The organism is Pseudarthrobacter humi, from assembly GCF_024294965.1.
Taxonomy (GTDB): Bacteria; Actinomycetota; Actinomycetes; order Actinomycetales; family Micrococcaceae; genus Arthrobacter; species Arthrobacter humi.
The window spans coordinates 82,023-106,824 of the sequence record NZ_JANCLV010000014.1; the positions used below are offsets into that span (position 1 = coordinate 82,023).

22 protein-coding genes and 2 tRNA genes are annotated in these 24,802 nt (G+C 65.0%); 14 read left to right on the top strand and 10 right to left on the bottom strand.

The annotated features are described in order from the left end of the window. The first annotated feature begins 52 nt into the window (after positions 1-52). Positions 53-128, top strand: a tRNA-Lys gene (locus NFC73_RS17115). Between the two features lie 96 nt (positions 129-224). On the opposite strand, the gene NFC73_RS17120 is transcribed toward NFC73_RS17115, so the two are convergent. From NFC73_RS17120 to NFC73_RS17130, 3 genes are read right to left on the bottom strand one after another with little or no spacing between them, the layout of a single operon-like run. Next, positions 225-1,922, bottom strand: a complete 1,698-nt coding sequence (locus tag NFC73_RS17120; RefSeq protein ID WP_254752108.1) for a family 16 glycosylhydrolase — start codon at positions 1,920-1,922, stop codon at positions 225-227. 33 nt (positions 1,923-1,955) lie between these two features. Next, positions 1,956-2,108, bottom strand: coding sequence for a hypothetical protein (locus NFC73_RS17125; protein ID WP_254752110.1), 153 nt, complete (start codon positions 2,106-2,108; stop codon positions 1,956-1,958). Positions 2,109-2,162: 54 nt separating this feature from the next. Continuing rightward, positions 2,163-2,618 carry a MarR family winged helix-turn-helix transcriptional regulator gene (locus NFC73_RS17130; RefSeq protein ID WP_058932071.1) on the bottom strand — a complete coding sequence of 152 codons (456 nt, stop codon included), beginning with the start codon at positions 2,616-2,618 and terminating at the stop codon, positions 2,163-2,165. A gap of 95 nt (positions 2,619-2,713) precedes the next feature. On the opposite strand from NFC73_RS17130, the gene bcp reads away from it, so the two are divergent. The 8 genes from bcp (at position 2,714) to NFC73_RS17170 (ending at position 12,792) form a co-directional block, all read left to right on the top strand. Next, positions 2,714-3,187 (top strand): thioredoxin-dependent thiol peroxidase, encoded by a 474-nt coding sequence (gene bcp, locus NFC73_RS17135; RefSeq protein ID WP_254752112.1) that lies wholly within the window; start codon positions 2,714-2,716, stop codon positions 3,185-3,187. 156 nt (positions 3,188-3,343) lie between these two features. Then, positions 3,344-3,425 (top strand) — tRNA-Leu (locus NFC73_RS17140). Between the two features lie 250 nt (positions 3,426-3,675). After that, on the top strand, positions 3,676-4,347 hold the full coding sequence (locus NFC73_RS17145; protein ID WP_141140923.1) for a fasciclin domain-containing protein: 672 nt from the start codon (positions 3,676-3,678) through the stop codon (positions 4,345-4,347). A gap of 145 nt (positions 4,348-4,492) precedes the next feature. After that, positions 4,493-6,166 carry an ABC transporter substrate-binding protein gene (locus NFC73_RS17150; RefSeq protein WP_254752114.1) on the top strand — a complete coding sequence of 558 codons (1,674 nt, stop codon included), beginning with the start codon at positions 4,493-4,495 and terminating at the stop codon, positions 6,164-6,166. Between the two features lie 79 nt (positions 6,167-6,245). Beyond that, positions 6,246-7,748: a malate:quinone oxidoreductase gene (locus tag NFC73_RS17155; protein ID WP_254752116.1), complete on the top strand. Its 1,503-nt coding sequence runs from the start codon at positions 6,246-6,248 to the stop codon at positions 7,746-7,748. Between the two features lie 84 nt (positions 7,749-7,832). After that, entirely contained in the window at positions 7,833-11,069 is a 3,237-nt protein-coding gene (locus tag NFC73_RS17160; protein ID WP_254752118.1) for an efflux RND transporter permease subunit, read from the top strand. Positions 11,070-11,182: 113 nt separating this feature from the next. Continuing rightward, positions 11,183-12,292 (top strand): LLM class flavin-dependent oxidoreductase, encoded by a 1,110-nt coding sequence (locus NFC73_RS17165; protein WP_254752120.1) that lies wholly within the window; start codon positions 11,183-11,185, stop codon positions 12,290-12,292. Then, positions 12,292-12,792 carry a MarR family winged helix-turn-helix transcriptional regulator gene (locus NFC73_RS17170; protein ID WP_254752122.1) on the top strand — a complete coding sequence of 167 codons (501 nt, stop codon included), beginning with the start codon at positions 12,292-12,294 and terminating at the stop codon, positions 12,790-12,792. Before NFC73_RS17165 ends, NFC73_RS17170 begins: the two co-directional genes overlap by 1 nt. A gap of 31 nt (positions 12,793-12,823) precedes the next feature. On the opposite strand, the gene NFC73_RS17175 is transcribed toward NFC73_RS17170, so the two are convergent. Both NFC73_RS17175 and NFC73_RS17180 read right to left on the bottom strand, forming a co-directional pair. Then, entirely contained in the window at positions 12,824-13,630 is an 807-nt protein-coding gene (locus NFC73_RS17175) for a transglutaminase-like domain-containing protein (RefSeq protein ID WP_254752124.1), read from the bottom strand. Positions 13,631-13,699: 69 nt separating this feature from the next. Then, the gene (locus tag NFC73_RS17180; RefSeq protein ID WP_254752126.1) at positions 13,700-14,515 is read right to left on the bottom strand and encodes a hypothetical protein; all 816 of its coding nucleotides are present in this window, start codon (positions 14,513-14,515) and stop codon (positions 13,700-13,702) included. A gap of 94 nt (positions 14,516-14,609) precedes the next feature. Here NFC73_RS17180 and NFC73_RS17185 point away from each other — a divergent pair, with 94 nt between their 5' ends. Genes NFC73_RS17185 through NFC73_RS17195 form a run of 3 tightly spaced genes read left to right on the top strand, consistent with a single transcriptional unit; the run spans position 14,610 to position 16,672 of the window. Beyond that, a complete protein-coding gene (locus tag NFC73_RS17185) occupies positions 14,610-15,272 on the top strand; it encodes a DUF1684 domain-containing protein (protein WP_254752128.1) in 663 nt (220 codons plus the stop codon). A 40-nt stretch (positions 15,273-15,312) separates the two neighbouring features. After that, the gene (locus tag NFC73_RS17190) at positions 15,313-16,161 is read left to right on the top strand and encodes a fumarylacetoacetate hydrolase family protein (protein WP_254752130.1); all 849 of its coding nucleotides are present in this window, start codon (positions 15,313-15,315) and stop codon (positions 16,159-16,161) included. Positions 16,162-16,180: 19 nt separating this feature from the next. Then, positions 16,181-16,672 (top strand): GtrA family protein, encoded by a 492-nt coding sequence (locus NFC73_RS17195; RefSeq protein WP_254752132.1) that lies wholly within the window; start codon positions 16,181-16,183, stop codon positions 16,670-16,672. On the opposite strand, the gene NFC73_RS17200 is transcribed toward NFC73_RS17195, so the two are convergent. From NFC73_RS17200 to NFC73_RS17220, 5 genes are read right to left on the bottom strand one after another with little or no spacing between them, the layout of a single operon-like run. Beyond that, positions 16,669-17,823 (bottom strand): cysteine desulfurase family protein, encoded by a 1,155-nt coding sequence (locus NFC73_RS17200; protein ID WP_254752134.1) that lies wholly within the window; start codon positions 17,821-17,823, stop codon positions 16,669-16,671. The genes NFC73_RS17195 and NFC73_RS17200 overlap by 4 nt on opposite strands. Before the next feature lie 7 nt (positions 17,824-17,830). Then, positions 17,831-18,703 (bottom strand): carboxylating nicotinate-nucleotide diphosphorylase, encoded by an 873-nt coding sequence (nadC, locus tag NFC73_RS17205; RefSeq protein ID WP_254752136.1) that lies wholly within the window; start codon positions 18,701-18,703, stop codon positions 17,831-17,833. Beyond that, positions 18,696-20,504 (bottom strand): L-aspartate oxidase, encoded by a 1,809-nt coding sequence (locus tag NFC73_RS17210; RefSeq protein ID WP_254752138.1) that lies wholly within the window; start codon positions 20,502-20,504, stop codon positions 18,696-18,698. The genes nadC and NFC73_RS17210 overlap by 8 nt, the downstream gene beginning before the upstream one ends. A 53-nt stretch (positions 20,505-20,557) precedes the next feature. Continuing rightward, positions 20,558-21,880: a quinolinate synthase NadA gene (nadA, locus tag NFC73_RS17215; RefSeq protein ID WP_254752140.1), complete on the bottom strand. Its 1,323-nt coding sequence runs from the start codon at positions 21,878-21,880 to the stop codon at positions 20,558-20,560. After that, positions 21,877-22,587, bottom strand: coding sequence for an NUDIX hydrolase (locus NFC73_RS17220; protein ID WP_254752142.1), 711 nt, complete (start codon positions 22,585-22,587; stop codon positions 21,877-21,879). Before NFC73_RS17220 ends, nadA begins: the two co-directional genes overlap by 4 nt. Positions 22,588-23,076: 489 nt before the next feature. Here NFC73_RS17220 and NFC73_RS17230 point away from each other — a divergent pair, with 489 nt between their 5' ends. Both NFC73_RS17230 and NFC73_RS17235 read left to right on the top strand, forming a co-directional pair. After that, complete coding sequence (locus NFC73_RS17230) at positions 23,077-24,456, top strand: amino acid permease (RefSeq protein ID WP_254752144.1); 1,380 nt, start codon at positions 23,077-23,079, stop codon at positions 24,454-24,456. A 69-nt stretch (positions 24,457-24,525) separates the two neighbouring features. Then, the gene (locus NFC73_RS17235; protein ID WP_254752146.1) at positions 24,526-24,798 is read left to right on the top strand and encodes a biotin/lipoyl-containing protein; all 273 of its coding nucleotides are present in this window, start codon (positions 24,526-24,528) and stop codon (positions 24,796-24,798) included. Positions 24,799-24,802 lie beyond the last annotated feature (4 nt).

Below are 24,802 nucleotides of genomic sequence, written 5' to 3' on the forward strand. Positions count from 1 at the left end.
TGCGGAGATCAACCGGGAAAGAAAAAGCCCGGAAGGTCACCACATAAGAGATGCACCTCTAGCTCAATTGGCAGAGCAATTGACTCTTAATCAATGGGTTCCGGGTTCAAGTCCCGGGGGGTGCACCAAAGAAGCCCCGTCCTCACTGGCCACAAGCCGTGAAGGCGGGGCTTCCTTTTGTCCCTCGATCGCTGTAGGGCATTTGCCGTGATCGGAACCAAGTATCAGCCAGGGCTTCGAGACCCGCTGTCAGTCTGCATTCGGCCAGACACAGGACGGAATTCCCACGTATATGAGCCGTCGGCCTTGAGGCTCATCCGCAGGTGACCCCAGGTGTCGCTAAACTTCCGCTGCACATAAGAGGGGCTGCTGGTGAACGCCCGGAGGCCGATTCCACCAGTGGACACCTGAAATTGCTGCATCCCGTCCGCAACGCACTGGTCCTCGTTGTTTATCGGGCAGGTCCGCTCATAATTGTGCTGTGAGCCGGACAGCAACACACGAACGCGGTTCGCCCAGAACACGTCAATCCACGGCTTCGCCTTAAGGAAGCGGGTATGGCTCGATGTGTTGCTGGTGAAATACGGATCATGATAGATAACCGCCAGATGCTTTCCAGCGGCCTTCGCCGCTTTCAGGTTGGCATCCATCTCCGAGGTCATCGCTTGCGCCCGCGCAGCGTTATACCGCCATGTGGCCGTAGGCGCTACAAGAATGTGCCAGTTGCCCTTGTCGAACGAATACCAATCAAGAGCGTCTTGGAACCGTACAACATCGGAGCTGGTCGCGCTCTTCACCGTGGACACGCACTGCCCATCCATGTACCGGTCAACGTCGTCATTCTCGCCGGGTTCAACATCATGATTCGGGCCAGCGGTCCAGTACGTCTTGGCCTTAGCCGGACCCCATAACTGGTTGTAGGCCTCGAGCGCGGTACAGGTGCCGTTGTCATACTGGAAATCGCCCAGCGCAAGGAAGTTGTCCAGCGAACCGTCGTTGAGACCGGCGATGATACTAGCCGCGTTCTTACCACTGTGCGACGTGGCCGACGTGTTACCCGGAGGGTTTATGTCCCCGGCGGCGGCGAATTCAAACGACTCATCGGATGGCGGCGGCAGGGCAGCGGGAGTTGGATCGCCAGCCGCATAGACGCGAACCCAATCCACTCGCATCTCGCCAGCGCCGTTAGCAGTGCTGTCTGGGAACCAGTCCAGTTGTAGCGTCTGGTGCATCGAGCCGGGAGGCTGGTGCGCGGAGTTGTTGTCCTCAAACCACTTCACCCCATCGACGTAGCCGACCATCCCATTCGGAGACCAGTCAACCGCGTAGTTGTGGAACTGACTAACGTCCAGAGCCTTGGCCGCCGACGTTATCACGTTCCAACATCCATGGTGGAGGAAGAACTTGATGACGTTCCAGTCACCCATCGTCTCCGCGTAGTTAACTTCACCGTCACACGGCCAATTCCCACTATCCGGCCACAGGAGCGACACCATGTGGTACTCGTTGTCACCCGAACCCGCCGCGCGGACCTCCCACCGGCCGTACTTCTGGCGCCCAAACTTCGCGCTCATTCCAGCGGTGGTGCCGTCCGGTGTTCCGGTCATGACCATTTGGGAACCGTCTACCGTGACCTGCTGGGGACTTCGAATGCCATTCCCGTCGTGCCCGGCACTCTTGTACACGGACCACTTCGCGGCGTCCGGTGCGCCGGTATAGTTGAACTCGTCGCCAGCGGTCGGCGTACCCCAGTTCAGATCTGTCGCGGCCGAGCCCGTCGTCGTTGGCGTAGTGGGCGTCGGCGTGGCTGATGCTGATGTGGCGACCGGCGCCGTCGAAGTTACTGCCGGTTGAGTTGAAGGGGCCGAGCAGCCAGCCAGGAGGATTGCCACAACCCCAACGGCGACCAAGTGTTTACGCATACGTCAGATGATAAGGGCACCGCGCGGCGAGACCTACGGCCAGATGCCGCTGGTGATGATGAAGAGTTCACTCTCTAATGCGACCATCCATGCACCTCCTGAAAGTGCGCCCTGAACCGCCGCAAAATCATACTGCAAAGACGCCACTTCTGGACGTTTCAGGTACCACCAAAAAAGCACCACCACTGCGGAATCTTGCAGTAATGGTGCCAGTCAGATTTTACCGGATTCCCGGGATTGCTAGCTGAGCGGGGCACCGTCCACCAGGGCGCGGGTTGACGGCGAGGCGAACTGGCTGGCCAGCTCCCTGACCACAGCCTGGAGCTCCTGCCGCAGGGCGTCAGGGTCAATAGTTGCCGCGGCAAGCACCGAGCGTTCCATCTCAACGGCTGCGGCGGCGGCTTCCCGTCCGCTGTCCGTGAGGGACACCACCTGGCTGCGGCGGTCCGAGGTGCTGCGCACGCGGGCAATATGGCCGTGGGACTCCAACCGGCTCAGGGTTTTACCCATGGTCTGGGCCTGAACGCGCACATATTGGGCGAGTTGGGCCTGTGTCATCGGCCCCTGCGCTGAGAGGACTTCGATAGCGATCACGCCTGCGTGCGTCAGTCCGATGGCGCTTAGCTTTTCGTTCCAGGAGTGTTCTACAAGGCGTGCCGCAGTGGACAATAGGCGCCCAGTGGGCCAGCGATCCATGTCAGGCATACCAGCAAGTATAGCCAAGGCTGGTTAGCACCGGTCGTGGATGCTTACTAAACTGGTGTGTTCCGCCTGCAACAAGGAGATTAACAGTGGCTGACAGACTCTTGACCGGCGACGTAGCGCCCGACTTCACCCTGAAGGATTCGTCAGGTAAGGACATCAACCTGGCTTCCGGCCACGGCGGCAGCACCATCGTGTATTTCTACCCAGCCGCCGCCACCCCCGGCTGCACGAAACAGGCCTGCGATTTCCGCGACAGCCTTGCATCCTTCACGTCGGCCGGTTATCGGGTCCTGGGCGTCTCCCCCGATTCCGTGGCCAAACTTGCTGCCTTTGCCGCCAACGAGGACCTTAGCTTTCCGTTGCTTTCGGACGAGGACCATGCCGTGGCCGAAGCCTATGGTGCCTGGGGCGAAAAGAAGAATTACGGACGGACCTATGAGGGACTGATCCGCAGTACCGTGGTGATTGATGCTGCCGGAAAGGTGGCGCTTGCCCAATACAACGTCCGGGCCACCGGCCACGTGGCAAAACTCCGGCGAGACCTCAAAGTGGACGCGTAACGCATTACGCGGGAAGTGGCGCTGATACCGGCGGCAGAAACCGGCTGACCGGAACCCCGCCGGCCCGAGGCTACAATGGAAACTGGCATCCGCCGTCGTACGTTTTTATCCGTAGGCCATCTGGCCGAGGTTGAAGACAACGGCAGCATCTGCCAAGCGCGAGTGGTGAAATTGGCAGACACGCAGGATTTAGGTTCCTGTGCCTTCGGGCGTGGGGGTTCAAGTCCCCCCTTGCGCACACTTACACAGAGATCCCGGGCCCACAGGCCCCGGGATCTCTGTCATTTAACTGCCCCAGCCACGGTATTCTCCCCCGGTTTGGCGCGAAATTAAAAACTTTTGGCGATCCACCCATCCGCTTCCGTGCTCCGGCCGAATACCCATTGAGACACCAGCCAAGGGCAGGTGCCCAACAGTCGGAAAAGGCCCACGCAGCAGTCACAACGTCTGCAGCAGGCAAGAAATCGGCACAAACAAGGAGAACCGAAATGCAGTCATTCAAGCGCACATCCTTCACCGTCGCAGGCGTTGCAGCTGCAGCCCTGCTGAGTCTTACCGCCTGCGGTGGAACAGCAACCACAACCCCGAGCTCCTCCGCTCCGGCCGCCGCACCGTCAGCAACGAAGATGGCACCGTCACCGTCCGCCAGTGCTGCTGCCATGGATCCGGCCGCAAACCTCGTTGGCGCAGGCTGCGCGGGCTACGCAGAGAAGGTCCCCACCGGGGCAGGTTCGGTTGCCGGGATGGCCCTTGACCCGGTAGCGGTCGCGGCATCCAACAACCCCATCCTGACCACCCTCACGGCAGCTGTCTCCGGCAAGCTGAACCCGAAGGTTGACCTGGTTGACACCCTTAACGGCGGTGAGTTCACGGTCTTCGCTCCGGTGGATGACGCCTTCGCCAAGATCGATGCCGCCACCATTGAGACGCTCAAGACGGACGACGCCTTGCTGAGCAAGATCCTGACCTACCACGTGGTCCCCGGCCAGATCACCCCGGACAAGATTGCCGGCACTCACGCCACGGTCCAGGGCGGTTCAGTCACCGTGACCGGCAGCAAGGATGCACTCATGGTTGATGGCGCCAGCGTGATCTGCGGCGGCGTCCAGACCAAGAACGCCACCGTTTACCTGATCGACTCGGTGCTGATGCCCAAGTAGTCCGGCATTCAAGCCCAGAGGCCTGTTCCGCAACCGGAACAGGCCTCTGGCGTGTGCCCAGGGAGCACGGAGGTCTGTCAACTAGACTGTGTCCTTGGCCCGCAGTCGGCGGCGCCGGCCAGAAGCAGCCAGAGGTGATAGACGAGTGCCCAGCAGTACTTCGCGGCGAACGGTCATCAAGACCGGCGCCGTTCTTATGGCGTTAGGCCTGACATCCTGTACCGGCATCCCTTCGCCTTCGCCCTCGGCAACGTCTCCTTCGACGGCGCCCGCCGGCGCTGAACCCACCGAAACGTTCACGTTCGGCACCGCGTCCCAGCCCCTCGGCCTGGACCCCGCGCTCTCGAGCGATGTGGAAAGCTACCGGATCACCCGGCAGATCCTCGAAGGCCTGGTGGGTGTGGACCAGACCACCGGCAAACCCACGCCGCTGCTGGCAACGGAATGGTCCGAGGAAAACGAAGGCCGCTCATACACGTTCAAACTCCGCAGCGGCGTCTCGTTCCAGGACGGCACGCCCTTCAACGCCGACGCCGTGTGTGCCAACTTCAACCGCTGGTTCGCCTTCCCTGCGGAACTGCGGCGGCAGGCGCCGGGAAGCTCGTTCAAGAGCGTGTTCAAGGCACATTCCGACGACGCTGCGCTCTCCATTTTCAAGAGCTGCACGGCCCTTTCCGCTGACACTGTCCGGATCGACCTGACCCAGCGCTTCACTGCTTTCCTCCAGGCGCTCACCTTGCCGGCGTTCGCTATCGCGTCCCCGGCCGCCCTGGCCGCGGGCACGGCGGAGGTCCTGGACCAGACCCGTGGCGGAAACCCGGTCTCCCGGTTCGCCACCAACCCAGTGGGAACCGGGCCGTTCAGCCTGGCCGCCTGGGAAGAGGCCAGCGTCCGGCTGGTCAGCCACAAGAATTACTGGGGTGACCGCGGGCAGATCTCCACCATCAACTTCGTCACGTACGACCACCCCCAGACGAGGCTTCAGGCCCTCCTGGACGGCAAGATCGACGGCTACGACGCCGTCACGGTCGGCAATTTCGACCAGCTGGTCAAGCGGGGCATGCAGATCGTCCAGCGGGATCCGTTCTCGGTGATGTACCTGGGCATCAACCAGGAAATTCCGGTGCTGCAGAACGACAAGGTCCGGCAGGCCATTGAGCTGGCCGTCGATAAGGAAACGCTGATCCGCAAGTTCTTCATCGACAACACCGCCAAGGCCTCACAGTTCGTTCCTCCGAAGATCAGCGGTTTCAATAATGACGCTCCCGCGCTGGGCTACGACCCGGTCAAGGCAAAGGCCTATCTGACCGAGGCCGGCTACACCGGGGAAGAGCTCAGGTTCTACTATCCGCTCAACGTCACCCGCCCGTATCTGCCCACGCCCGAGAAAATCTACGCCGAAATCAGCAGGCAACTGACCGCCGTCGGCTTTAACATCAAACCTGTCCCGGTGGACTGGTCCGAAGGCTATCTCCAGAAAGTGCAGTCACCCGGGGACCACGGGCTACACCTGCTCGGCTGGAACGGCGCGTATGCCGATGCCGATAACTTTGTGGGCCCGCTGTTCGGCGAAAAGAACGGCGAATTCGGCTACCAGGACCCCCAGGTCTTTTCCAAGATCAACCGCGCCCGCGGCCTCCCTGCCGGCAAGGAACGCGACGAGCAGTACCACACCATCAACGCCCAGATCGCGGCCACTGTGCCGGCGGTTCCCATCGCCTTCCCCATCTCGGCACTCGCACTCTCGGACCGCGTCAGCAGCTACCCGGCGTCCCCGGTACTGAGCGAAGTTTTCACAAAGGTACAGCTAAAGCCTTGACGGCCCGGCCCAATTTCAGTATGCGGGCCGCCCGGGGATATTCTTTGACAGCCAGAGCCGCTGCTATCGGAGACTGATTGTGACCTTCATATCCAAGACCCAACATGCCGACGTCGTACTGATTGGCGGCGGCATCATGAGCGCCACGCTCGGGGCATTCATCAAGCAGCTTGAACCGAACTGGACCATCTCCCTGTTCGAACGACTGGACCAGCCCGGGCTGGAAAGCTCCGACCCCTGGAACAACGCAGGAACGGGCCATGCCGCACTCTGCGAGCTCAACTACTCGCCCGCAGCCAAAGACGGCTCGGTGGACCCCACCAAAGCTCTGCTTATCAATGAACAGTTCCAGCTGTCCCGCCAGTTCTGGTCCCATCTTGTGGAAGAATCCCTGATCGGCTCGCCGAAGGGCTTCATCAACACCGTCCCGCACATGAGCTTTGTCATCGGCGAGGACAACACCAAATTCCTCAAGACCCGCTACGAAGCTCTCAAGCCGCACCCGCTGTTCCGCAGCATGGAGTACTCCGAGGACCACGCCCAGATCGCCAAGTGGGCGCCATTGATCGTCAAGGGCCGCAATCCGAAGCAGCGCATCGCCGCCACCCGGGCAGCGGAGGGCACCGACGTCGACTTTGGTGCACTCACCCGCGAGCTGACCACGTACCTCGGGAACAACGGCGCCGACATCAACTACGGCCACGACGTCACCGGGATTTCCAGGGCGTCCGACGGCGGCTGGGACCTTTCGCTCAAATACCCGGCTTCCGGGGAGCACAGCAGGATCCACGCAAAGTTTGTGTTTGTGGGTGCCGGCGGCGGCGCCCTGCACCTGCTGCAGGCCTCAGGCATTCCGGAAAGCAAGGGTTTCGGCGGATTCCCCGTGTCGGGCCAGTTCTTCCGCTGCACCGACGAGAAGCTCGCAGCCCAGCACAGCGCCAAGGTCTACGGCCAGGCCTCCGTGGGCGCCCCGCCCATGTCCGTGCCGCACCTGGACACACGCTACGTCGACGGGAAGCGTTCGCTCCTGTTCGGCCCTTATGCCGGCTTCTCCACCAATTTCCTGAAGAACGGCTCGTACCTTGACCTGCCGTTGTCCATCCGGCCCAGCAACATCATCCCGATGCTTGCAGTCGCCAAGGACAACATGGACCTGACGGCCTACCTCGTGAAAGAGGTAGCCAAGCGCCACGGCGACAAGGTCGAAGCACTGCGGGAGTACTACCCCGAGGCCAAGGACGGCGACTGGGAACTCATCACTGCAGGCCAGCGTGTCCAGATCATCAAAAAGGACCCGAAGCGCGGCGGTGTGCTGCAGTTCGGCACGGAAGTCATTGCCGGCCGCGACGGCACCATCGGTGCGCTTTTGGGTGCGTCGCCTGGTGCATCCACAGCGGTGCCAATCATGATTGAGCTGCTGCAGAAGTCCTTCCCGAAGAACTTCAAGGGGTGGCAGGGCAAGCTCAAGGCCATGATGCCGGGCTACGGCGTGAAGCTGGATGAGAATCCGGAACTGGCTGCCGAGCTCGAGACGGCAACGGCCAAGGCACTGCAGCTGGAGAGCATTTCCGCCAACCACTGACGCCCGGAATTCCGGCCGGCAGGCCCGGCTGGACGGGACGGCCCGGTCCGCAGGAGTCCGTCAACCCCACAGGAGAGACCCGCGATGTTCCGGCTGGCACAACTTTCATTGGCAAACCGGGCGCTGATCGCGCTGATCACCGTCTTCGCGACGGTGTTCGGCGTGATCACCATGTCATCGCTGAAACAGGAACTCATCCCCTCCATTGAGTTCCCTCAGATCACCGTCCTCTCCGCCATGCCCGGCGCGTCGCCCGACGTGGTGGACAAGCAGGTCAGCGCACCGCTGGAAACCGCCCTGAAAGGCGTCGAAGGCCTGGAGTCCACCTCCTCGACGTCACGCAACGGCGTCTCGCAGATCTCCATGGTGTTCACCTACGGGACAAACCTCGACCGCGCCCGGAACCAGATCGACCGCGCCATCTCCAACGCCAAGCGCTCCCTGCCGGAGGACGTGCAGCCGCAGGCCATCGCGGGCAGCATCAGCGACTTCCCCATCGTGTTCCTGGCAGTGTCCTCGGACAAGCCGCTCAGCGAACTGAACGCCGACCTGGCACGCCTCTCCGTTCCCCGGCTCCAGAAGATCGACGGCGTCCGGGGAGCCGACGTGACCGGCGGCGCCACCCAGCACATCGAGATCTCCCCCCGGCCCGAGGCGATGGCCGCCAAGGGCACCACGATCGAGTCCATCCGGAACGCCCTCTCCAACAACGGGGCGCTGATCCCGGCCGGGACCATCCAGGAGCAGGGCAAGACGCTATCGCTCCAGATCGGCAGCCCGGTGGATTCCCTGGACGCCATCAAGGCACTCCCGCTGGGCGGAGCCAGGGATGCCGCGACCATCGGCACGGTGGCCGACGTGAGCCTGCAGGATGACGAACGGACCTCCATCACCCGGACCAACGGCCAGGAAACGCTGGCGGTGTCCGTGACCAAGAAGCCCGAGGGCGACACCGTGGGAATCTCCCACGCCGTGAACGACTCGTTGGCGGCTCTTGAGGCCGAGCTGGGCTCCAACGCAAAGTTCACGGCGGTGTTCGACCAGGCCCCGTTCATCGAGAAGTCCATCAAGGACCTCACCACCGAGGGCCTGCTCGGGCTGGGCTTCGCTGTCGCCGTCATCCTTGTTTTCCTGATGTCGGCCCGCTCCACCCTTGTTACCGCGGTCTCCATTCCGCTGTCGCTGCTGATTACGTTCATTGGCCTGTCCGCGACCGGCTATTCCCTGAACATCCTGACGCTGGGCGCGCTGACCATTGCGATCGGCCGGGTGGTGGACGACTCGATTGTGGTGATCGAAAACATCAAACGCCACCTCAGCTACGGGGAGGAGAAAGTTCCCGCGATCCTCACCTCAATCCGGGAGGTGGCCGGCGCCATCACCGCGTCCACCTTGACCACCGTTGCGGTCTTCCTGCCCATTGCCTTCGTGGGCGAGCTAGCCGGCGAACTCTTCCGGCCCTTCGCCCTGACAGTCACCATGGCGCTGCTGGCATCCCTGCTGGTCTCGCTGACCATCGTTCCGGTCCTGGCCTACTGGTTCCTCAAGAGCCCCGCCGGTTCCGCCTCCGCTGGTCCGCCCGCTTCCCGCGAAGCTGCCGCCCGGCTTGCTGCCGCCGCCCGTGCCCAGGCCCAGGAGTCCGAACAGAAAAGCCGGCTGCAGCGTGCCTACCTGCCCGTCCTCAGCAAGACCCAGAAGCACCCGGTGCTGACCCTCGTCGCCGCCGTTCTGGTGCTGGGCGCCACGGCCGCCATGACGCCGCTGCTGTCCACCAACCTCCTCGGCGATTCCGGCCAGAACAGCCTGACTGTCCGCCAACTGATGCCTGCTGGCACAAGCCTGGCCGACACCAGTGCCGCCGCTACCAAGGTCGAGGACGTCCTCCGCGGCATCGAGGGTGTCAAGAATGTCCAGGTCACGTCCGGCAACGCGCAGGCGGGTTTTGCCGCCCTGACGTCCTCCGGAGCCGCCAACTCCACGTTTACGGTGGTGACGGATGAAAAGGCCAATCAGGCGAAGCTCCAGGAAACCGTCCGGACCGAAGCGGGCAGGGTGGCCGGTTCCGGGAAGATTACCGTCGGCACGCAGCAGGGTGGCTTCGGGGCATCCTCCACGGTTGACATCACCATCAAGGCGGCAACGTCCGAGGACCTCCGGACAGCCAGCGAGGCCATGGTGGAAGCAATGACCGGCGTGCCGGAGACCAGCGAGGTGGCAACCAACCTCGCGGCCAGCCAGCCGGTGGTCCAGGTCAAGGTTGACCGGGCCAAGACCGCGGCAGCCGGACTGAACGAGGAACAGGTAGCCGGCGTCCTGGCTGCCACGATCAGCCCCATCCCCGCCGGTACGGTCCGGATCGACACCAACGATTTTCCGGTCCAGATCGGCCAGGGCACCCGGTTCACCAGCATCGACGCGGTGCGCAACATCGCGCTCCCTGCATCCGGCGCCCCCGTCACGCTGGGCAGCATTGCGTCCGTGGAACAGGTGGACGTGCCTGTCTCCATTACCGCCAGCAACGGCCAGCGGACCGCCAAAGTGTCAGTCACGCCGTCGGGCTCCAACCTTGGCGCGGTGAACGCGGAAGTGCAGAAACGCCTCACGGACGTCAGCCTCCCTGCCGGTGTCACGGCCACCCTCGGCGGCGCCACTACCCAGCAGGCCGAGTCCTTCCAGCAGCTGGGCCTGGCGCTCCTCGCGGCGATCGCGATTGTCTACGTCATTATGGTGGCCACCTTCAAGTCGCTGATCCAGCCCCTGATCCTGTTGGTGTCCGTTCCGTTTGCCGCCACCGGCGCCGTGGCCCTGCTGCTGGCCACGGGCGTTCCGCTGGGCCTGCCGTCGCTGATCGGCATGCTGATGTTGGTGGGCATTGTGGTCACCAACGCCATTGTGCTCATCGACCTCATCAACCAGTACAGGCAGCCACGGGACGGCCGCGGCGGGATGGGCGTGGCGGACGCAATCACCCATGGCGCCAGGCAGCGGCTCCGCCCCATCCTGATGACCGCGCTGGCCACCGTTTTCGCCCTGACACCCATGGCGCTTGGCTTGACCGGGGGCGGCGGCTTCATTTCCCAGCCGCTGGCCGTGGTGGTGATCGGCGGCCTGGTTTCTTCCACGGCACTGACCCTGGTGCTGGTTCCCGTGCTGTACCGCCTCGTGGAGGGACGGCGGGAGACAAAAGCACTGCTCCGTGCCATGCAGCAGCGCCCGGAGTTCGCGGCAGCCGACGACGTCGATGCCGAGTTCCGCGACTGGACCACCGGCATGGTGCCCCGCGTCAGTGGCCGCCGTGCCGCTCCGGGCGACCCCCTGTAACACGTGGAATATTCTCGCCGGGGAGGCGTTATATCCGTCGATACATGCAAACGCATGAAAATCGGGTATAGTGGAAGCAAGCCCAGAGTAGTCCAGGAAACGGAAGGCACACCATGCAGATCGGCGTATTCAGCGTCAGTGACATCACCACTGACCCCACCACCGGCCGGACCCCCACGGAGAACGAACGCATCAAGGCGGCCGTGGCGATCGCCAAAAAAGTCGAAGAAATCGGCATGGATGTCTTCGCCCTCGGCGAGCACCACAACCGCCCGTTCTTCTCATCGTCGCCCACCACCACGCTCGCGTACATCGCAGCGCAGACCGAGCGGATCACCCTCTCCACTGCCACCACGCTGATCACCACGAACGATCCGGTCAAGATCGCCGAAGACTTCGCCATGCTGCAGCACCTGGCCGACGGCCGTGTGGATCTGGTCCTGGGCCGCGGCAACACCGCTCCGGTGTACCCGTGGTTCGGCAAGAACATCCAGGACGGCGTGGAACTCGCCATTGAGAACTACAGCCTGCTGCGCCGGCTGTGGGACGAGGACACAGTGAACTGGTCCGGCAAGTTCCGGACCCCGCTGCAGAACTTTACCTCCACCCCGCGCCCGCTCGACGGCGTGGCCCCCTTTGTGTGGCACGGCTCCATCCGCACCCCGCAGATCGCCGAAGTGGCCGCCTACTACGGCGACGGCTTCTTCGCGAACAACATCTTCTGGCCGAAGGAGCACTACCAGCAGTTGATCGGCATGTACCGTGAGCGCTACGAGCACTACGGCCACGGCAAGGCGGACCAGGCCATCGTGGGCCTCGGCGGCCAGTTCTTTATGCGGAAGAACTCCCAGGATGCCGTGAAGGAATTCCGGCCCTACTTCGACAACGCGCCCGTCTACGGCCACGGCCCGTCGCTGGAGGACTTCACCTCCCAGACACCGCTCACCGTGGGCAGCCCGCAGGAAGTCATCGAAAAGACCCTGACGTTCCGCGAGTACTTCGGCGACTACCAGCGCCAGTTGTTCCTGATCGACCACGCAGGCCTGCCCCTGAAGACGGTGCTGGAACAGCTTGACCTCTTCGGCGAGGAAGTCCTCCCGGTCCTCCGCAAGGAATACGCTGCCCTCAAGCCCTCCCACGTGCCGGATCCGCCCACGCATGCCGGCCGCGTTGCCGCCCTGATGGCTTCACCGGCGCCTGAGACTGCCCCTTCGGAGGCGTGATGGCTTCCGACGGAAACGAATCACCCATCCGCCTGGCGGCGGAAACCTGGGAATCCCTGTTCCGGGCGCAGGTTGCGGTCATGCGCAGGTTGCAGGCCGGTCCTGCCTTCCGGAAGGTGGCCATCAACGAGTACGACGTGCTGTTCACGCTGTCCCGGTGTCCGTCCGGCTGGCTCCGGCTCAATGAACTCAATGACCATGTCCTGCTGAGCCAGTCGAGCCTCAGCAGGCTGGTTGAGAGGCTGGAAAAGCGCGGGCTTGTGGTCCGAATGGCGGCCCCCGACGACGGACGCGGCGTGCTGCTGAAGCTCACCGAGGAGGGGTCTGCCCTGCAGAAGGAGATCGGCCGGGAGCACGTGCGGGACATCTCCAGCCTGGTGGGGCCGGCCCTGACGGCTGCCGAGCAGAGGGAACTCCAGCGACTGACCGAGAAACTTCGGCATTCCGTGGGAGCGCGGCCGGCAAAGGAACTGCCTGGGAAATATCTGGCCGGGAAGTAACTGCCCGCCAGTACCCGGGCCGTGCGGAATCTCAGCCCAGCATGACCAGCTTGGCCGGATCTTCCGGCGGCAACTGGCCGTTGACGACGGCGCTGACGCGCAGCTCGTTCAGTGTCAGGCGCCCGCCTACGGTGGACAGGAACGCGGTGTCGGACGAGTCCCGGCCGGCGGTGATCCGCAGCATCGACTCCCGCGGGGCCAGCCCCGTGGGGTCGATGACGTGCCAGGCGCCATTGACATGGGCCTCGGCTACGGCGTGAAAATCCATGGGGCTCAGCCCCGGTGCGTACACGGCGGCAAGCCGGGCGGGGACGTCCTTGGAACGCAGCAGGGCGATGGCCAGGTGCGCGAAGTCCCGGCACACTCCCCTGCGGTGCAGAAGGGTTTCCACGGCGCCGTCAGTTCCCCTGGAGGACCCGCTGATGTACCGCAATTCCCCGAAGACCCAGCTCCGCACGGCCTGGAGCAGTTCGGCACCGTGCAGGCCGCCGAATTCGGCATATGCCGTGGGCAGGAGCCGGTCCGACTCCGCGTAGCGGCTTGGCCGCACGTAGCGGATGAGCTCAGCCAGGGTAGCTTTTTCCGGGACGGCCTGCCCGGCCACCGTCGCTGAGTACTCAACGGTGACCTCGGCGGGTTCAGTGAGCTCCATGTAGTGCAGGCGGCCGCCATGATGGTCCGCGAGTTCCTGCAACGGAACCGGCTGACCGTCGGCCGTGGCAGTCAGGGATTCATCAAACGAAGTGTAGCCGGGATTCCTGGCTACGGCGATGGCCAGGGCTGCCTTCGTGTCGGCGATGGTCCTGAAAACCATGCGTGCTGAAACGGTGCGTTCCATGTATCTCCGGGGTGTGAGGTAGTGGCAGAACTTCCCGCGCTGGCCCGGGGTTGAGGGGCAAGGACAGGACTAGTTTTTGATCTCCAGAGACATTAGCATCCGTTGGACGTTCGCGAATTCCGAGCTCTCGTCCACGTACTTTTCGGCCTGGCCCAGGGTGTCAAACGCCTTCGCGGGGGCCACTCTCTCATCCGGGGCGAAGGCCTTCAGGACTCCGAGGTCACCGAACGAGTAGTCCCCTTTTCCTGCCGGGCCACGGACCACATTCCGCAGTTCGCAGGCCTGGCCGTCAGCGCCGCCCACAATGTTGGTGATGCCGTAGGACCCGAAGTAGCGGTAGCCCTGGATGACGCGGAACACCACGTGCGGGGCGATGGTACCTTCCCCCGTCAGGCCGGGAAGATCGACCGGCACACTGCTGATCACAACGTACGGTTTCCGGGCAGTCTCGGGGCACTCGGACGACGACGGCGGCAGTCCTGTCCGCAGCGTGGCCACCACCGTGCCGTCCGGTTTCTTCACCTCGATCTTCAGGGCACCCGGCAAAGTCCCGTCCGCGGGCGTGACGGACTGGGCGATCCATTCCTCCGGCAGGTCGAAGCTGACGGTCTTCGCCGGATCGGTAAAGGTCTTCCAGGCAGCCGCCGTCGCGGCCGCTGAGGGTGATGCGGAACCCGAGGCACCTGCCGTGGCAGAAGGATCCGACGACGGGGACCCGGTAGCGCCGGCGGTTGAGCCCGTGCTGGCGCCCGAGCTGGCCGATGTCTCCGGCTGCGCCGTCCATGCCGAATCGCTGTTACCAGGCGCGCTGCATCCGGCCGCCAGGCCGCAGGCCATCAGTAACGTTGCAGTCCGGACTCCCCACATTGTCGCCTTCTGTGTCATGCAGCCAGCCTAGCGGCGGACGACGGCGGCCACGGGCGGGAGGCTCGTGTCGCCGTCGGACATTCCCCACACGCAAGGGACTAGGCTGGTGCACATGGCGGATGAGCAGTACGGCGCGGACCTTGAGAGCCTGGCAGACATCTCTGCCATCGACATTGCGGACTGGCGGCTGAGGACGTTTGCCCTCTACGACACGGTGCGCAGGGTTGCCGCGGAAGACCCCGCGGAGGCCCATTCGCTGTGGCGGCATGAACGCGACCGGATGTTCGCAACGCATCCGGCCTCGGCCCTCAGCGCGAAGGACAAATCCCAGTTTTCCGGCCTGAAGACGGCCGATTACGATCCCATCTACCGCTTCTATGTGCCGTTGACCCTTGAGGGTGCCGGCCGGGAGATGACAGTGGAAACGGCCACCGACGGCGTGGTCCGGTTTGTCCGACTGGGCACGTTTGACCTTCCCGAGCTGGGCCAGCTTGGCGTATGGAAACTGCACGGCTACGGCGGCGGGATTTTCGTTCCGTTCCGGGATGCCACCGCCGGCCAGCCCGGTGGAACCTACGGCGCCGGCCGGTACCTCCTGGACACTATCAAGGGCGCGTTCCACGGGGTCCGTGGCTCGGGGGCGGGCGCGGAGTTTGTCCTGGACTTCAACTTTGCCTACAACCCGTCCTGCGCCTACAACGAAGCCTGGGCCTGCCCGCTGCCCGGCCCGTCCAACCGCCTGGCCGTGGAGATCCCGGTGGGCGAGCTTTACTGAACCGGCCAGAGACGGCTGCCGGAGGACGTAGGATGTCATCATGACTGCCAGCGCTCCCCGCCGCCTTGCCCGTGTCCGCCCCCTGTCCCCGGCTGTTGCCGACGAGCACTTCTTCGTGGCCAATGACGCCCCGGACTTCGGCTCCGACGCCGGCCGGTCCTGGACAGTCGTTGAATCGCCTTTTGGGGCGTCCCGTCCCAACGCCAACCACCCGGCCCGGCCCGGCTGGGAAGCCGGCACTGCAGTGGACCAGGACTCGTTCACGTTCCTGGCGCCGTCGGTCCCCCTCAACGTCTTCGGCATGGCGCACAACACCGGTCCGGCCGGCCGGGACCTCCCCCCGCAGGCCTTCCACAAGGCGGCATCGAGCGTGATCGGCCCCGGCGAGGCCATCGAGCTGACCTCCACAGTGGGCCACGTGGACCCGGAAGCGGAACTGACCGTCGTCGTCGGGCGCACCGTCCGTGGCCTGACGCTGGAGACTGCCCGCAGCGCCATCCTTGGATTCACCATCGGCAACGATGTCTCGGCCCGGGACCTGCAGAAGTCTGACGAGCTGTGGATCAGCGCCAAGAGCCAGGACACCTTCACTCCCGTGGGCCCCTGGATCGTGACGGATCTCGACGACTCGGACCTGTCCATCAACATCGCCCACAACGGCGCCGAACTGAAGGCCGCCAGCAGCGCCGACCTCGGCTGGAAGGTGGACGAAATCCTGGTGTACCTCAGCTCCTTTATGACCCTGCACCCCGGCGATCTGGTCCTCACCGGATTCCCGGCCGAGTGTGCCCGCATCCACCCCGGGGACACAGTCGTGTGCCGCGTGGAGGGCATTGGCGAGCTCAGCAACCCGGTCGAGGCGGCGTCCTGGGAGGAAACCCCCGCCTGACATGTGTCAGGCTTGACCCATGGAATCCCTTGCTGCGCCCGCCGCCCAGCTGACGCAGCAGCCCACCCGTGGCGCGCCGGCCACCAAACACTACCGCGGAATCTTCAGGTTTCCGCTGGTGCGGCAACTCCTCCGTTTCACGGGCGTGGGCATCATCTGCACGGCAACGTCCCTGGCGCTCTATGCGTTGCTGCGCCCCTGGCTGGGACCGCAGCTGGCCAACGCGGCCGCCCTCGTGCTGACGTCTTTGATGAACACGGCACTGAACCGCAGGCTGACGTTCAAGATCTCCGGGCAGCGCCGGATGGCCCGCGACCACCTGAACGGCATGATCGTCATCGCCGTGGCGCTGGTCATTACGGGCGGCAGCCTGGGCGTGCTGCACTGGCTGCACCCGGACGCCACGGTTTCCGATGAGCTGTGGACCACCACTCTGTCGGGCTTCGCGGCCACCGCCGTGCGGTTCACGATGCTGCGGCACTGGATCTTCCGCCGCGCCCGGCATATCTAGCGGCCGAGGTTCCGGACACTCCCGACGGCGGTGCCCACGGCTGCCGCCGCCTGCTCCAGTTCCTCGGATGTCACGGCTGAAGTGAAGCTGAACCGCACAGCCGTCTGCGCCACTTCGGCGTTGTAGCCCAGCGCGGTCAGCACAGGCGACGGCGCGTCCGAGCCGGCGGCACACGCCGAACCGCTTGAGCACACCACACCCTGCCGCTCCAGCTCCAAGAGCACGGATTCGCCGCTGGTGCCGGGGAAGCAGAACGACGCTACTGATGGCAGCCGCTCCGTCCGGTGCCCGGTGAGCACGGCTCCCGGGACCGTGTCCAGGATGGTGGCGATGAAGTCTTCGCGGAGCCCCGCCACTCGGGCGGCCAGTTCCGGCCGCTCGGCGTGGGCGAGTGTCAGGGCGGTGGCCAGCGCGACTGCTCCTGCCACATTTTCGGTCCCCGACCGCCGGCCGCGTTCCTGCCCGCCGCCGTGCACCAGGGGTTCGATGCGGGTCCGGCCGCGGACGTACAGCACGCCGCAGCCTTTGGGCGCGCCGAGCTTGTGGCCGGAAATGCTCAGGGCATCCGCACCCAGCGCTTTGACATCCAGGGGCAGCCAGCCGGCGGCCTGGACGGCGTCGGTATGGAACGGGATGCCCCTCGCGGTGGCCGCCGCAGCCAGTTCCGCAACCGGCTGCATGGTGCCCACCTCGTTGTTCGCGTACATGATGCTGACCAGGGCGGTTTCCGGCCGGAGCGCAGCCGCGAGCGCCTCAGGCGTCACCCGGCCGGCGCTGTCCACCGGAACCACATCCACGGTGAACCCGTGGAACCGTTCCAGATACCGTGCGGACTCCTCCACGGCGGGGTGTTCGACGGCGCTGATCACCACGCGGTTGAGCCTCGGGTCCGCGGCCTGCCGGGCGAGGGCGATGCCCTTGACCGCGAGGTTGTCCGCCTCCGTTCCGCCGGAGGTGAAGGTGACCTCGCCCGGGCGGCAGCCGAGCACCTTGGCCACGGCGGCGCGGGCGCCTGCGAGCGCGGCCGCAGCGGCCTCACCCAGCGTGTGGTGGCTGGACGGGTTGCCGAACTCGCCGCTCAGATAGGGCCACATGGCCTCGAGGACTTCGCGGCGGACAGGCGTGGTGGCGGCGGCGTCGAGGAAGATCATGGCGGTGTCAGCCGGCCCTTAGTTCGACGTCCAGCCCCAGGTCCAGGGCAGCCACGCTGTGAGTGAGGCCGCCGATGGATATGACGTCCACGCCCGCGGCCGCGATGTCCGCCACGGTGCCGAGGTTGACGTTGCCACTGGCTTCCACGATGGCGCGCCCGGCCACCTGCTTGACGCCTGCGCGGAGCTCCTCGAGGGTGAAGTTGTCCAGCATGATGGTGTCCACGCCCGCGGCGAGAACAGGTTCGATCTGCTCGGCGCTGTCCACCTCCACCTCGAAGTGCGTGGTGTGCCCCAGCTGGGCCTTGGCCGCGACAAGCAGGGCGGTGAGCTTGGCGGGGTCGCCGCCGGTCATAACGGCCAGGTGGTTGTCCTTGGCCAGCACGGCGTCGGAGAGGCTGTAGCGGTGGTTCGCTCCCCCGCCGCAGCGCACCGCGTAGCGCTCCAGCACGCGCAGGCCGGGGGTGGTCTTGCGGGTATCGGTGATGCGCGCCTTGGTACCTTCGACAAGCTCTACGAATTCCGCGGTCTTGGTGGCGATGGCGCTCATACGCTGGACCAGGTTCAGCCCGACACGTTCGGCGAGCAGCACGGAGCGCGCGTTGCCCCTCACCCGCGCGAGATGAGTTCCGGCGACGAACGCTTCACCGTCCGCAAGCAACAACTTCACATCCGTCTCCGGATCAATGACCCTCATGGCGTCGCGGAACACCGTTCCACCGCTGAAGATACCGGGCACGCGGGCGTTGAGCACTGCCGTGGCGCGGGCGTCGGCCGGGATCAGCAGCTGGGAGGTAATGTCGCCGCTGGGCGCGTCCTCGGCAAAGGCCCGCTCCAGGATGTCCCTGACAGGTGCTGCGGGGAGGGTCAGGCTAGTCATTTACGAGGCTCGCTTTCCGGCTCATGGTGTAACGCTTGTCAAAAGGTTCGACGGCGGCATCCGCGGGCAAGCTGTCGCTGCGGTAATGCGCCCCCAGGGATTCGCGCCGCTCCCGCGCGGCATGCACCAGCAGCTGCGCAGCCAACAAAAGATTGGCATCCTCATGCTCCCGAGGATCGAGGGAGTCGGGGACGTTGACCGGATCGTCAGCAGAGGCCCACGCCCCAAGCGCAGCCTCCGCTTCCCTAAGCAACCCGCCATCACGAAGCACCCCGGCGTTGGCAGTCATCAACCGCCGAAGACCCACCCGGGAAAACGTCCCCGCATCAGCAAAGGATGTTTCCATGGGCCCAGGTGCGGGGACAGTTTCAAACTGCCAGGAAATGGACGCTGACGCGTCGTTAAGCATCACCGGCAGTTCCGGAGGTCCCGATAGCGCCGTTGTTGCGTGAGCGGCCGGACCGGCCGCCGAGCTTGCGAGGCGATCGCCGGTGCGAGGCGAGAGCGCAGGCGCCGAGGGATCTGTGGAACTGCCGGCCAGAAACGCAACAACAGCCCGCCGCCCAAAGACCAAGCCTTCAAGAAGGGAGTTGCTGGCAAGCCGGTTAGCCCCCTGGACGCCGGTGCAAGCAACCTCGCCAGCAGCCAACAACCCGGGCACCGAAGTCCGCCCGTAAAGATCGGTAAGGACCCCGCCCATCCAGTAGTGCGCGGCCGGCGCGACGGGGACGGGTTCGCGGGTCCAGTCGACGCCGGCTTCGCGGGTGCGTTGGGTAATGGTGGGGAACCGCTTGGCCAGGAAGCCTTTGCCGTACCGGGCTTCGACCACCATGGCGTCAAGGAAAACGTGCCCGTTGGGATCCCCAAGGGTCGCGAGGTGCAGGGCGATGCTGCGGGCGACGACGTCGCGCGGGGCGAGCTCCGCGTCGACGTGATAGGCGGGCATAAAACGTTCGCCGTTGGCGTCCAGCAGGATGGCGCCTTCGCCGCGGACGGCTTCGGAAATCAGGAGGGGTTCGGTGCCGTTGCCGGCTGCCTCAAGGGCATCGGCCGGCAGCACCATGCAGGTGGGGTGGAACTGGAAGAACTCCAGGTCCGCCACGGCGGCTCCGGCGCGCCAGGCGAGCGCCAGCCCGTCGGCAGTTGCCACGGCGGGGTTGGTGGTCTGGGCGAACAGCTGGCCCGCTCCCCCGGTGGCCAGGAGCACGGCATCGCCGTGGACTCCGAGTTCCCGCCCGTCGTGGAGGAAATTCACGCCTGCCACGCGGCCTTCGCTCTGCGACAGGGACGTGGCCTGGGCGTGCCCGACGACCTGGATCCGGCCGGCGGCCTGCGCATCCAGGACGGCCCTGATGAGCGCCCTGGCCACGCCGGCACCGGTTGCATCGCCGCCGGCGTGCAGGATCCGCGGCGCGGAATGGGCGGCTTCGAGCCCGAGCGAGGGGTCGCCGTCGCCATCCAGGTCGAAACGCACGCCGAAGCGTTCCAGGCCGGCGATATCCAGGCGGGCCTCCGTGCAGAGCACGCGGACAGCCTCCTCGTCGCAGTGCCCGGCCCCGGCCTTCAGTGTGTCTGCGATGTGCGCGGCAACAGTGTCCCCGGGCGCCGGTTCGTCGAGGACGGCGGAGATGCCGCCCTGGGCGTAGTACGTGTTGCTGTCCGCGAGCGCGCCCTTGGTCAGCAGCACCACTTCGGCGCCGGCATCGGCGGCAAGCAACGCGGAGTACAGTCCCGCGATGCCGCTCCCGACGACGATCAGCCGCCGGGGTGCCGGACCACCGGCTGGGCTCTCTGCGCTCATGTGGGGCTCGTTTCGGTTTCCGGGGTTACAGGAGGTGGACTGCAGCGGACGGGCTACAGCGGGCGCGCGGCGAGCATACGCTCGAGTGCGGTCTTGGCGTTGTCCTGGACGGAAGCGTCCACGCTGATGCGGTTGACGATGCGGCCTTCGACGAGTTCCTCCAGGACCCAGGCGAGGTAGCCGGGGTGGATGCGGTACATCGTGGAGCAGGGGCAGATCACGGGGTCCAGGCAGAAGATGGTGTGCTGCGGGTACTCGGCGGCGAGCCGGTTCACCATGTTGACCTCCGTGCCGATCGCGAACGTGGTCGGTTCGGTGGCGGCTGCGATGGCCTTCTTGATGAAGTCGGTGGACCCGGCTGAATCGGCGGCGTCCACCACCTCCATGGGGCACTCGGGGTGCACGATCACGTTGACGCCGGGGAACTCGGCGCGGGCCTTTTCGATCTGGCCCACGTTGAAACGCTTGTGGACCGAGCAGAAGCCGTGCCAGAGGATCACGCGGGAATCGAGCAGGACCTGTTCGTCATTGCCGCCCAGTTCCTTGCGCGGGTTCCACATGGGCATCTGTTCCAGCGGCACGCCCATGGCCTTGGCGGTGTTGCGGCCCAGGTGCTGGTCGGGGAAGAACAGGACGCGCTGGCCCCGTTCGAACGCCCATTCCAGGACCACCTTGGCGTTGGAGGAGGTGCAGACGATGCCGCCGTTGCGGCCGCAGAAAGCCTTCAGGGCGGCGGAGGAATTCATGTAGGTGACCGGAATGACCGGAACCCGCCCCTCGGCGTCGGCTTCGGTACCGAAAATCTCTTCGAGCTGTTCCCAGCACTCCTCCACGGAGTCTGTGTCCGCCATGTCCGCCATGGAGCAGCCGGCGGCGAGGTTGGGCAGGATGACGGCCTGTTCCGGGGTGGAGAGGATGTCCGCGGTCTCGGCCATGAAGTGCACGCCGCAGAAGATGATGGCTTCAGCGTCGGGCCGGGTGAGTGCGGCGTTGGCAAGCTGGAAGGAGTCGCCCACAAAGTCGGCGTACTGGATGACTTCGTCGCGCTGGTAGAAGTGGCCCAGGATCACTGCCCGGTCCCCGAGCTTTTTCTTGGCCGCCCGGATGCGGACATCGAGCTCGGCATCGCTGGCGAGCTTGTATTCCTCCGGCAGCTGGCCCTGGCGCGGCGTGGCGGCCGGGGCAACGTCCGCGCTGGAGGCGCCGGGTCCGTAGGCAGGGGCACCCGCGAGGGCTTCGGCAAGGTCGTATTCCCACGGGCCCTTGGCGAGCGCCGGGCTGCAGGTGGATGCTGTTTTGCCTGCTGCCGCGGTTCGGGCCGCGCTTTCGGCTTGTTCGCGCGTGATCAGCTGGATGGCTGTGTTGACGCTGCTCATGGTGTGCTCCTGTTATCGGGGTCAAGGCCGGGACGGCCGGTGAAGCGGTAAAGACGTGGCGGGCGGTGCTTGCCGCCCTGGAGGTATTCGCCGGTCTCTTCGATCTCCGGTGTGGATTTGAGCTGGCGGCGGAAGTTGGCCGGGTCCAGCCGGGTGTCCAGGACGGCTTCGTAGACCTCCCGGACCTGGGCCAGCGTGAAGTACTCCCCCAAAAAGTGGTAGGCCACCGAGCCGTAGGCCAGCTTGTTCCGCAGACGCCGGAGTGCATACTCAACAATGGCGTTGTGATCGAAGGCCAGGTCCCCCACCTTGTCTGCCCGGAACCACTTCACGTTCTCCGATTCGTCGGCCAGGGCAGCCTCCGTGGGCTGGACCAGCGCCCAGTACACGATCGACACGACACGCTGGGTGGGTGAGCGGTGCAGTCCGCCGAACGCGTAGAGCTGCTCCAGGTAGCTCGGTGTGAGTCCCGTGGTTTCGCGGAGGTTCCGGGATGCTGCATCCGGCAGGGATTCAACATGCGTCAGCGGTCCGCCGGGCAAGGCCCAAAGGTCTTTGTACGGCTCTCGGATCCTCCGGACCAAGGGAAGCCAGAGCGTTGGCCGGCCAGAGGATTCGCTGGGTCGCAGGGCGAAGATGACGGTGGAGATCGCGAGCGAGGGAGCGGCTGTGGCCCGCTCGGAGACATTCGCTGAGGTGCTGTACACGGTCACTCACCCGCTCTCTGCTTCTGGGCTCGCCATCACTTAGTTATAGTCAAATTGACTAGAACTGATTCTAAGGCCACCTCCCTCTGATTCAAAATGTTTCGCCACCCCGCGCGACTGGACGAAGGCCCCTTGGACGGGTCCTCGGAGACCCTACTCCGGCTGACTGGCGGCTGCGGCTTCGAGCAGGTTCCGTGTCCTGCCCTGGAAGTGGGTGTTGAGGACAATCACGGACGATGCGCGGAGCACGGTCCTGGTGGCGACCATCGCATCCAGAACACGCTGCAGGTACGGATTGGACGGTGGCGCGGGCGACGCCCAGGACCCTCAAGGCCTCCAGCATCGAGCCCCGAAGTGTTGGTAAAAAATCGGACAGATTCAAAGTGCCACTACCGTTCCACAACCCCTGCCCGCGGGCCAGCGACTTAGACGGTAAATTCAAGTGGTCCCCGCGGGGGCACCACCCCAACCCCAAGAAGGTTCACAGGCATGACATTGAAGTCCACGGCAGTGCGGCCGAAATCCCACCTCGGCCACTCCATGAAACCCCGGCAGCTCACCATGATGGGATTAGGCAGCGCAATCGGCGCCGGCCTGTTCCTGGGTTCGGGGGCCGGCATCCAGGCCGCGGGGCCCGCCGTGCTGATCTCGTACCTGGTCGCCGGGACACTCATTATCCTGGTGATGTGGGCACTCGGCGAGATGGCCGCTGCGAATCCCACCAGCGGCGCATTCTCCGTATACGCCGAGCGGGCGCTCGGAAAAACCGCCGGCGCCACCGTGGGCTGGCTGTGGTGGCTCCAGCTGGTGGTGGTCATCGCCGCGGAAGCCTTGGGCGCAGCGGGCCTGCTGTTCTCCGTCTGGCCGGTTATCCCCGTCTGGGCCCTGGCACTCATCTTTATGGTGGTGTTTACGGCCATCAACCTGACGGGCGTCAAGAACTTCGGCGAGTTCGAATTCTGGTTTGCCATCCTGAAGGTTGCCGCCATTGTGGCGTTCCTGGCCGTGGGGGCCGCCCTGCTGCTGGGTCTCCTGCCCGATGTAGCTTCGCCAGGACTCGCTAACATCACCACTGATTTTGCCCCCGCCGGGCTTGGCGGCATCGCCACGGCATTGTTCGTGGTGATCTTTGCCTTCGGCGGAACCGAGATCGTGGCCGTGGCCGCCGCCGAAACGGAGGACCCGGAGCACAGCGTGGGCAAGGCGATCCGGACGGTGCTGTGGCGCATCCTGGTCTTCTACATCGGGTCGGTCTTTGTCATCGCGGCCGTCCTGCCGTCCTCCTCCGAAGGACTTGCCTCGCCATTTGCCGGCGTGCTCGACGCTGCCCGAATCCCGGGCGCCGGCACAGCGATCACCCTGATTGCCGTCGTCGCACTTCTCTCCGCACTGAACGCCAACCTCTACGGCGCGTCCCGCATGGTGTACTCGCTCGCCGAACGCGGCGAGGCTCCACGGTTCCTGGCCAGGCTCAGCGGCGCCAGCGTGCCCATGGTGGCGGTGGGCGTGTCCGTGGCGTTCGGTTTCTTCGCCACGGTTCTGGAGCTGCTGTTCCCGGACCGGATCCTGCCGGCCCTGTTCCAGCTGGTCGGATCCACATGCCTGGTGGTCTGGGGCACGGCCCTTGTTTCGCAGCTGGTCCTCCGGCGCCGGGCGGACCGGGAAGATGCCGAACTTGCGCTGCGGATGAAGGGATTCCCGGGCCTGACGATCTTCGGGCTGGTCATCCTGGGCCTGATCTTTGCCGTCGGCTTCAGCGCGGATAGCAGCCGCGGACAGCTGCAGAGCACGTTCATTCTGGTCGCCTGTCTCGCGGCGGCGTGCTGGCTCGGCGCCCGGCTCACCACCCGCGGGCGCCAGCCCAAGTAAGTAGCAGCAGGTGTCGCTATGAGCCGTCATAACGACATCTGCTGGTACCCAGCTGGGTGAGGGGCGACCGTGCTTGACTGGCTCGTTTCGCCCGGCAATCAGGTGGAGCGCAACCAGCCGCTGGTGGAGGTGGGAACCAGCAAATCCGCTGTTGAGCTGCCCAGTCCGCAGGCAGGTAAAGTGGTCCGTATCTTCGATGGGGCAGGCGACAGGATCAATGTCGGCGAACCCCTGACCGTGTTCGAGGTGCCGGATAACACCGCCGGAATCGTGGGCACGGTCCCGAAGGACGAGGCACCGACGCGCCGGGTCCGCCTGAGCGCCGTACTTGATGAGGACTGACACC

Bases quoted from the DNA above. Each gene is read 5' to 3' on its own strand.
- NFC73_RS17160 (WP_254752118.1), top strand. From the start codon at position 7,833: ATGTTCCGGCTGGCACAACTTTCATTGGCAAACCGGGCGCTGATCGCG.
- NFC73_RS17185 (WP_254752128.1), top strand. From the start codon at position 14,610: ATGGCGGATGAGCAGTACGGCGCGGACCTTGAGAGCCTGGCAGACATC.
- NFC73_RS17210 (WP_254752138.1), bottom strand. From the start codon at position 20,504: ATGAGCGCAGAGAGCCCAGCCGGTGGTCCGGCACCCCGGCGGCTGATC.
- NFC73_RS17170 (WP_254752122.1), top strand. From the start codon at position 12,292: ATGGCTTCCGACGGAAACGAATCACCCATCCGCCTGGCGGCGGAAACC.
- NFC73_RS17165 (WP_254752120.1), top strand. From the start codon at position 11,183: ATGCAGATCGGCGTATTCAGCGTCAGTGACATCACCACTGACCCCACC.
- nadC (WP_254752136.1), bottom strand. From the start codon at position 18,703: ATGACTAGCCTGACCCTCCCCGCAGCACCTGTCAGGGACATCCTGGAG.
- NFC73_RS17195 (WP_254752132.1), top strand. From the start codon at position 16,181: ATGGAATCCCTTGCTGCGCCCGCCGCCCAGCTGACGCAGCAGCCCACC.
- nadA (WP_254752140.1), bottom strand. From the start codon at position 21,880: ATGAGCAGCGTCAACACAGCCATCCAGCTGATCACGCGCGAACAAGCC.
- NFC73_RS17120 (WP_254752108.1), bottom strand. From the start codon at position 1,922: ATGCGTAAACACTTGGTCGCCGTTGGGGTTGTGGCAATCCTCCTGGCT.
- NFC73_RS17175 (WP_254752124.1), bottom strand. From the start codon at position 13,630: ATGGAACGCACCGTTTCAGCACGCATGGTTTTCAGGACCATCGCCGAC.
- NFC73_RS17190 (WP_254752130.1), top strand. From the start codon at position 15,313: ATGACTGCCAGCGCTCCCCGCCGCCTTGCCCGTGTCCGCCCCCTGTCC.
- NFC73_RS17200 (WP_254752134.1), bottom strand. From the start codon at position 17,823: ATGATCTTCCTCGACGCCGCCGCCACCACGCCTGTCCGCCGCGAAGTC.
- NFC73_RS17230 (WP_254752144.1), top strand. From the start codon at position 23,077: ATGACATTGAAGTCCACGGCAGTGCGGCCGAAATCCCACCTCGGCCAC.
- NFC73_RS17180 (WP_254752126.1), bottom strand. From the start codon at position 14,515: ATGACACAGAAGGCGACAATGTGGGGAGTCCGGACTGCAACGTTACTG.
- NFC73_RS17130 (WP_058932071.1), bottom strand. From the start codon at position 2,618: ATGGATCGCTGGCCCACTGGGCGCCTATTGTCCACTGCGGCACGCCTT.
- NFC73_RS17145 (WP_141140923.1), top strand. From the start codon at position 3,676: ATGCAGTCATTCAAGCGCACATCCTTCACCGTCGCAGGCGTTGCAGCT.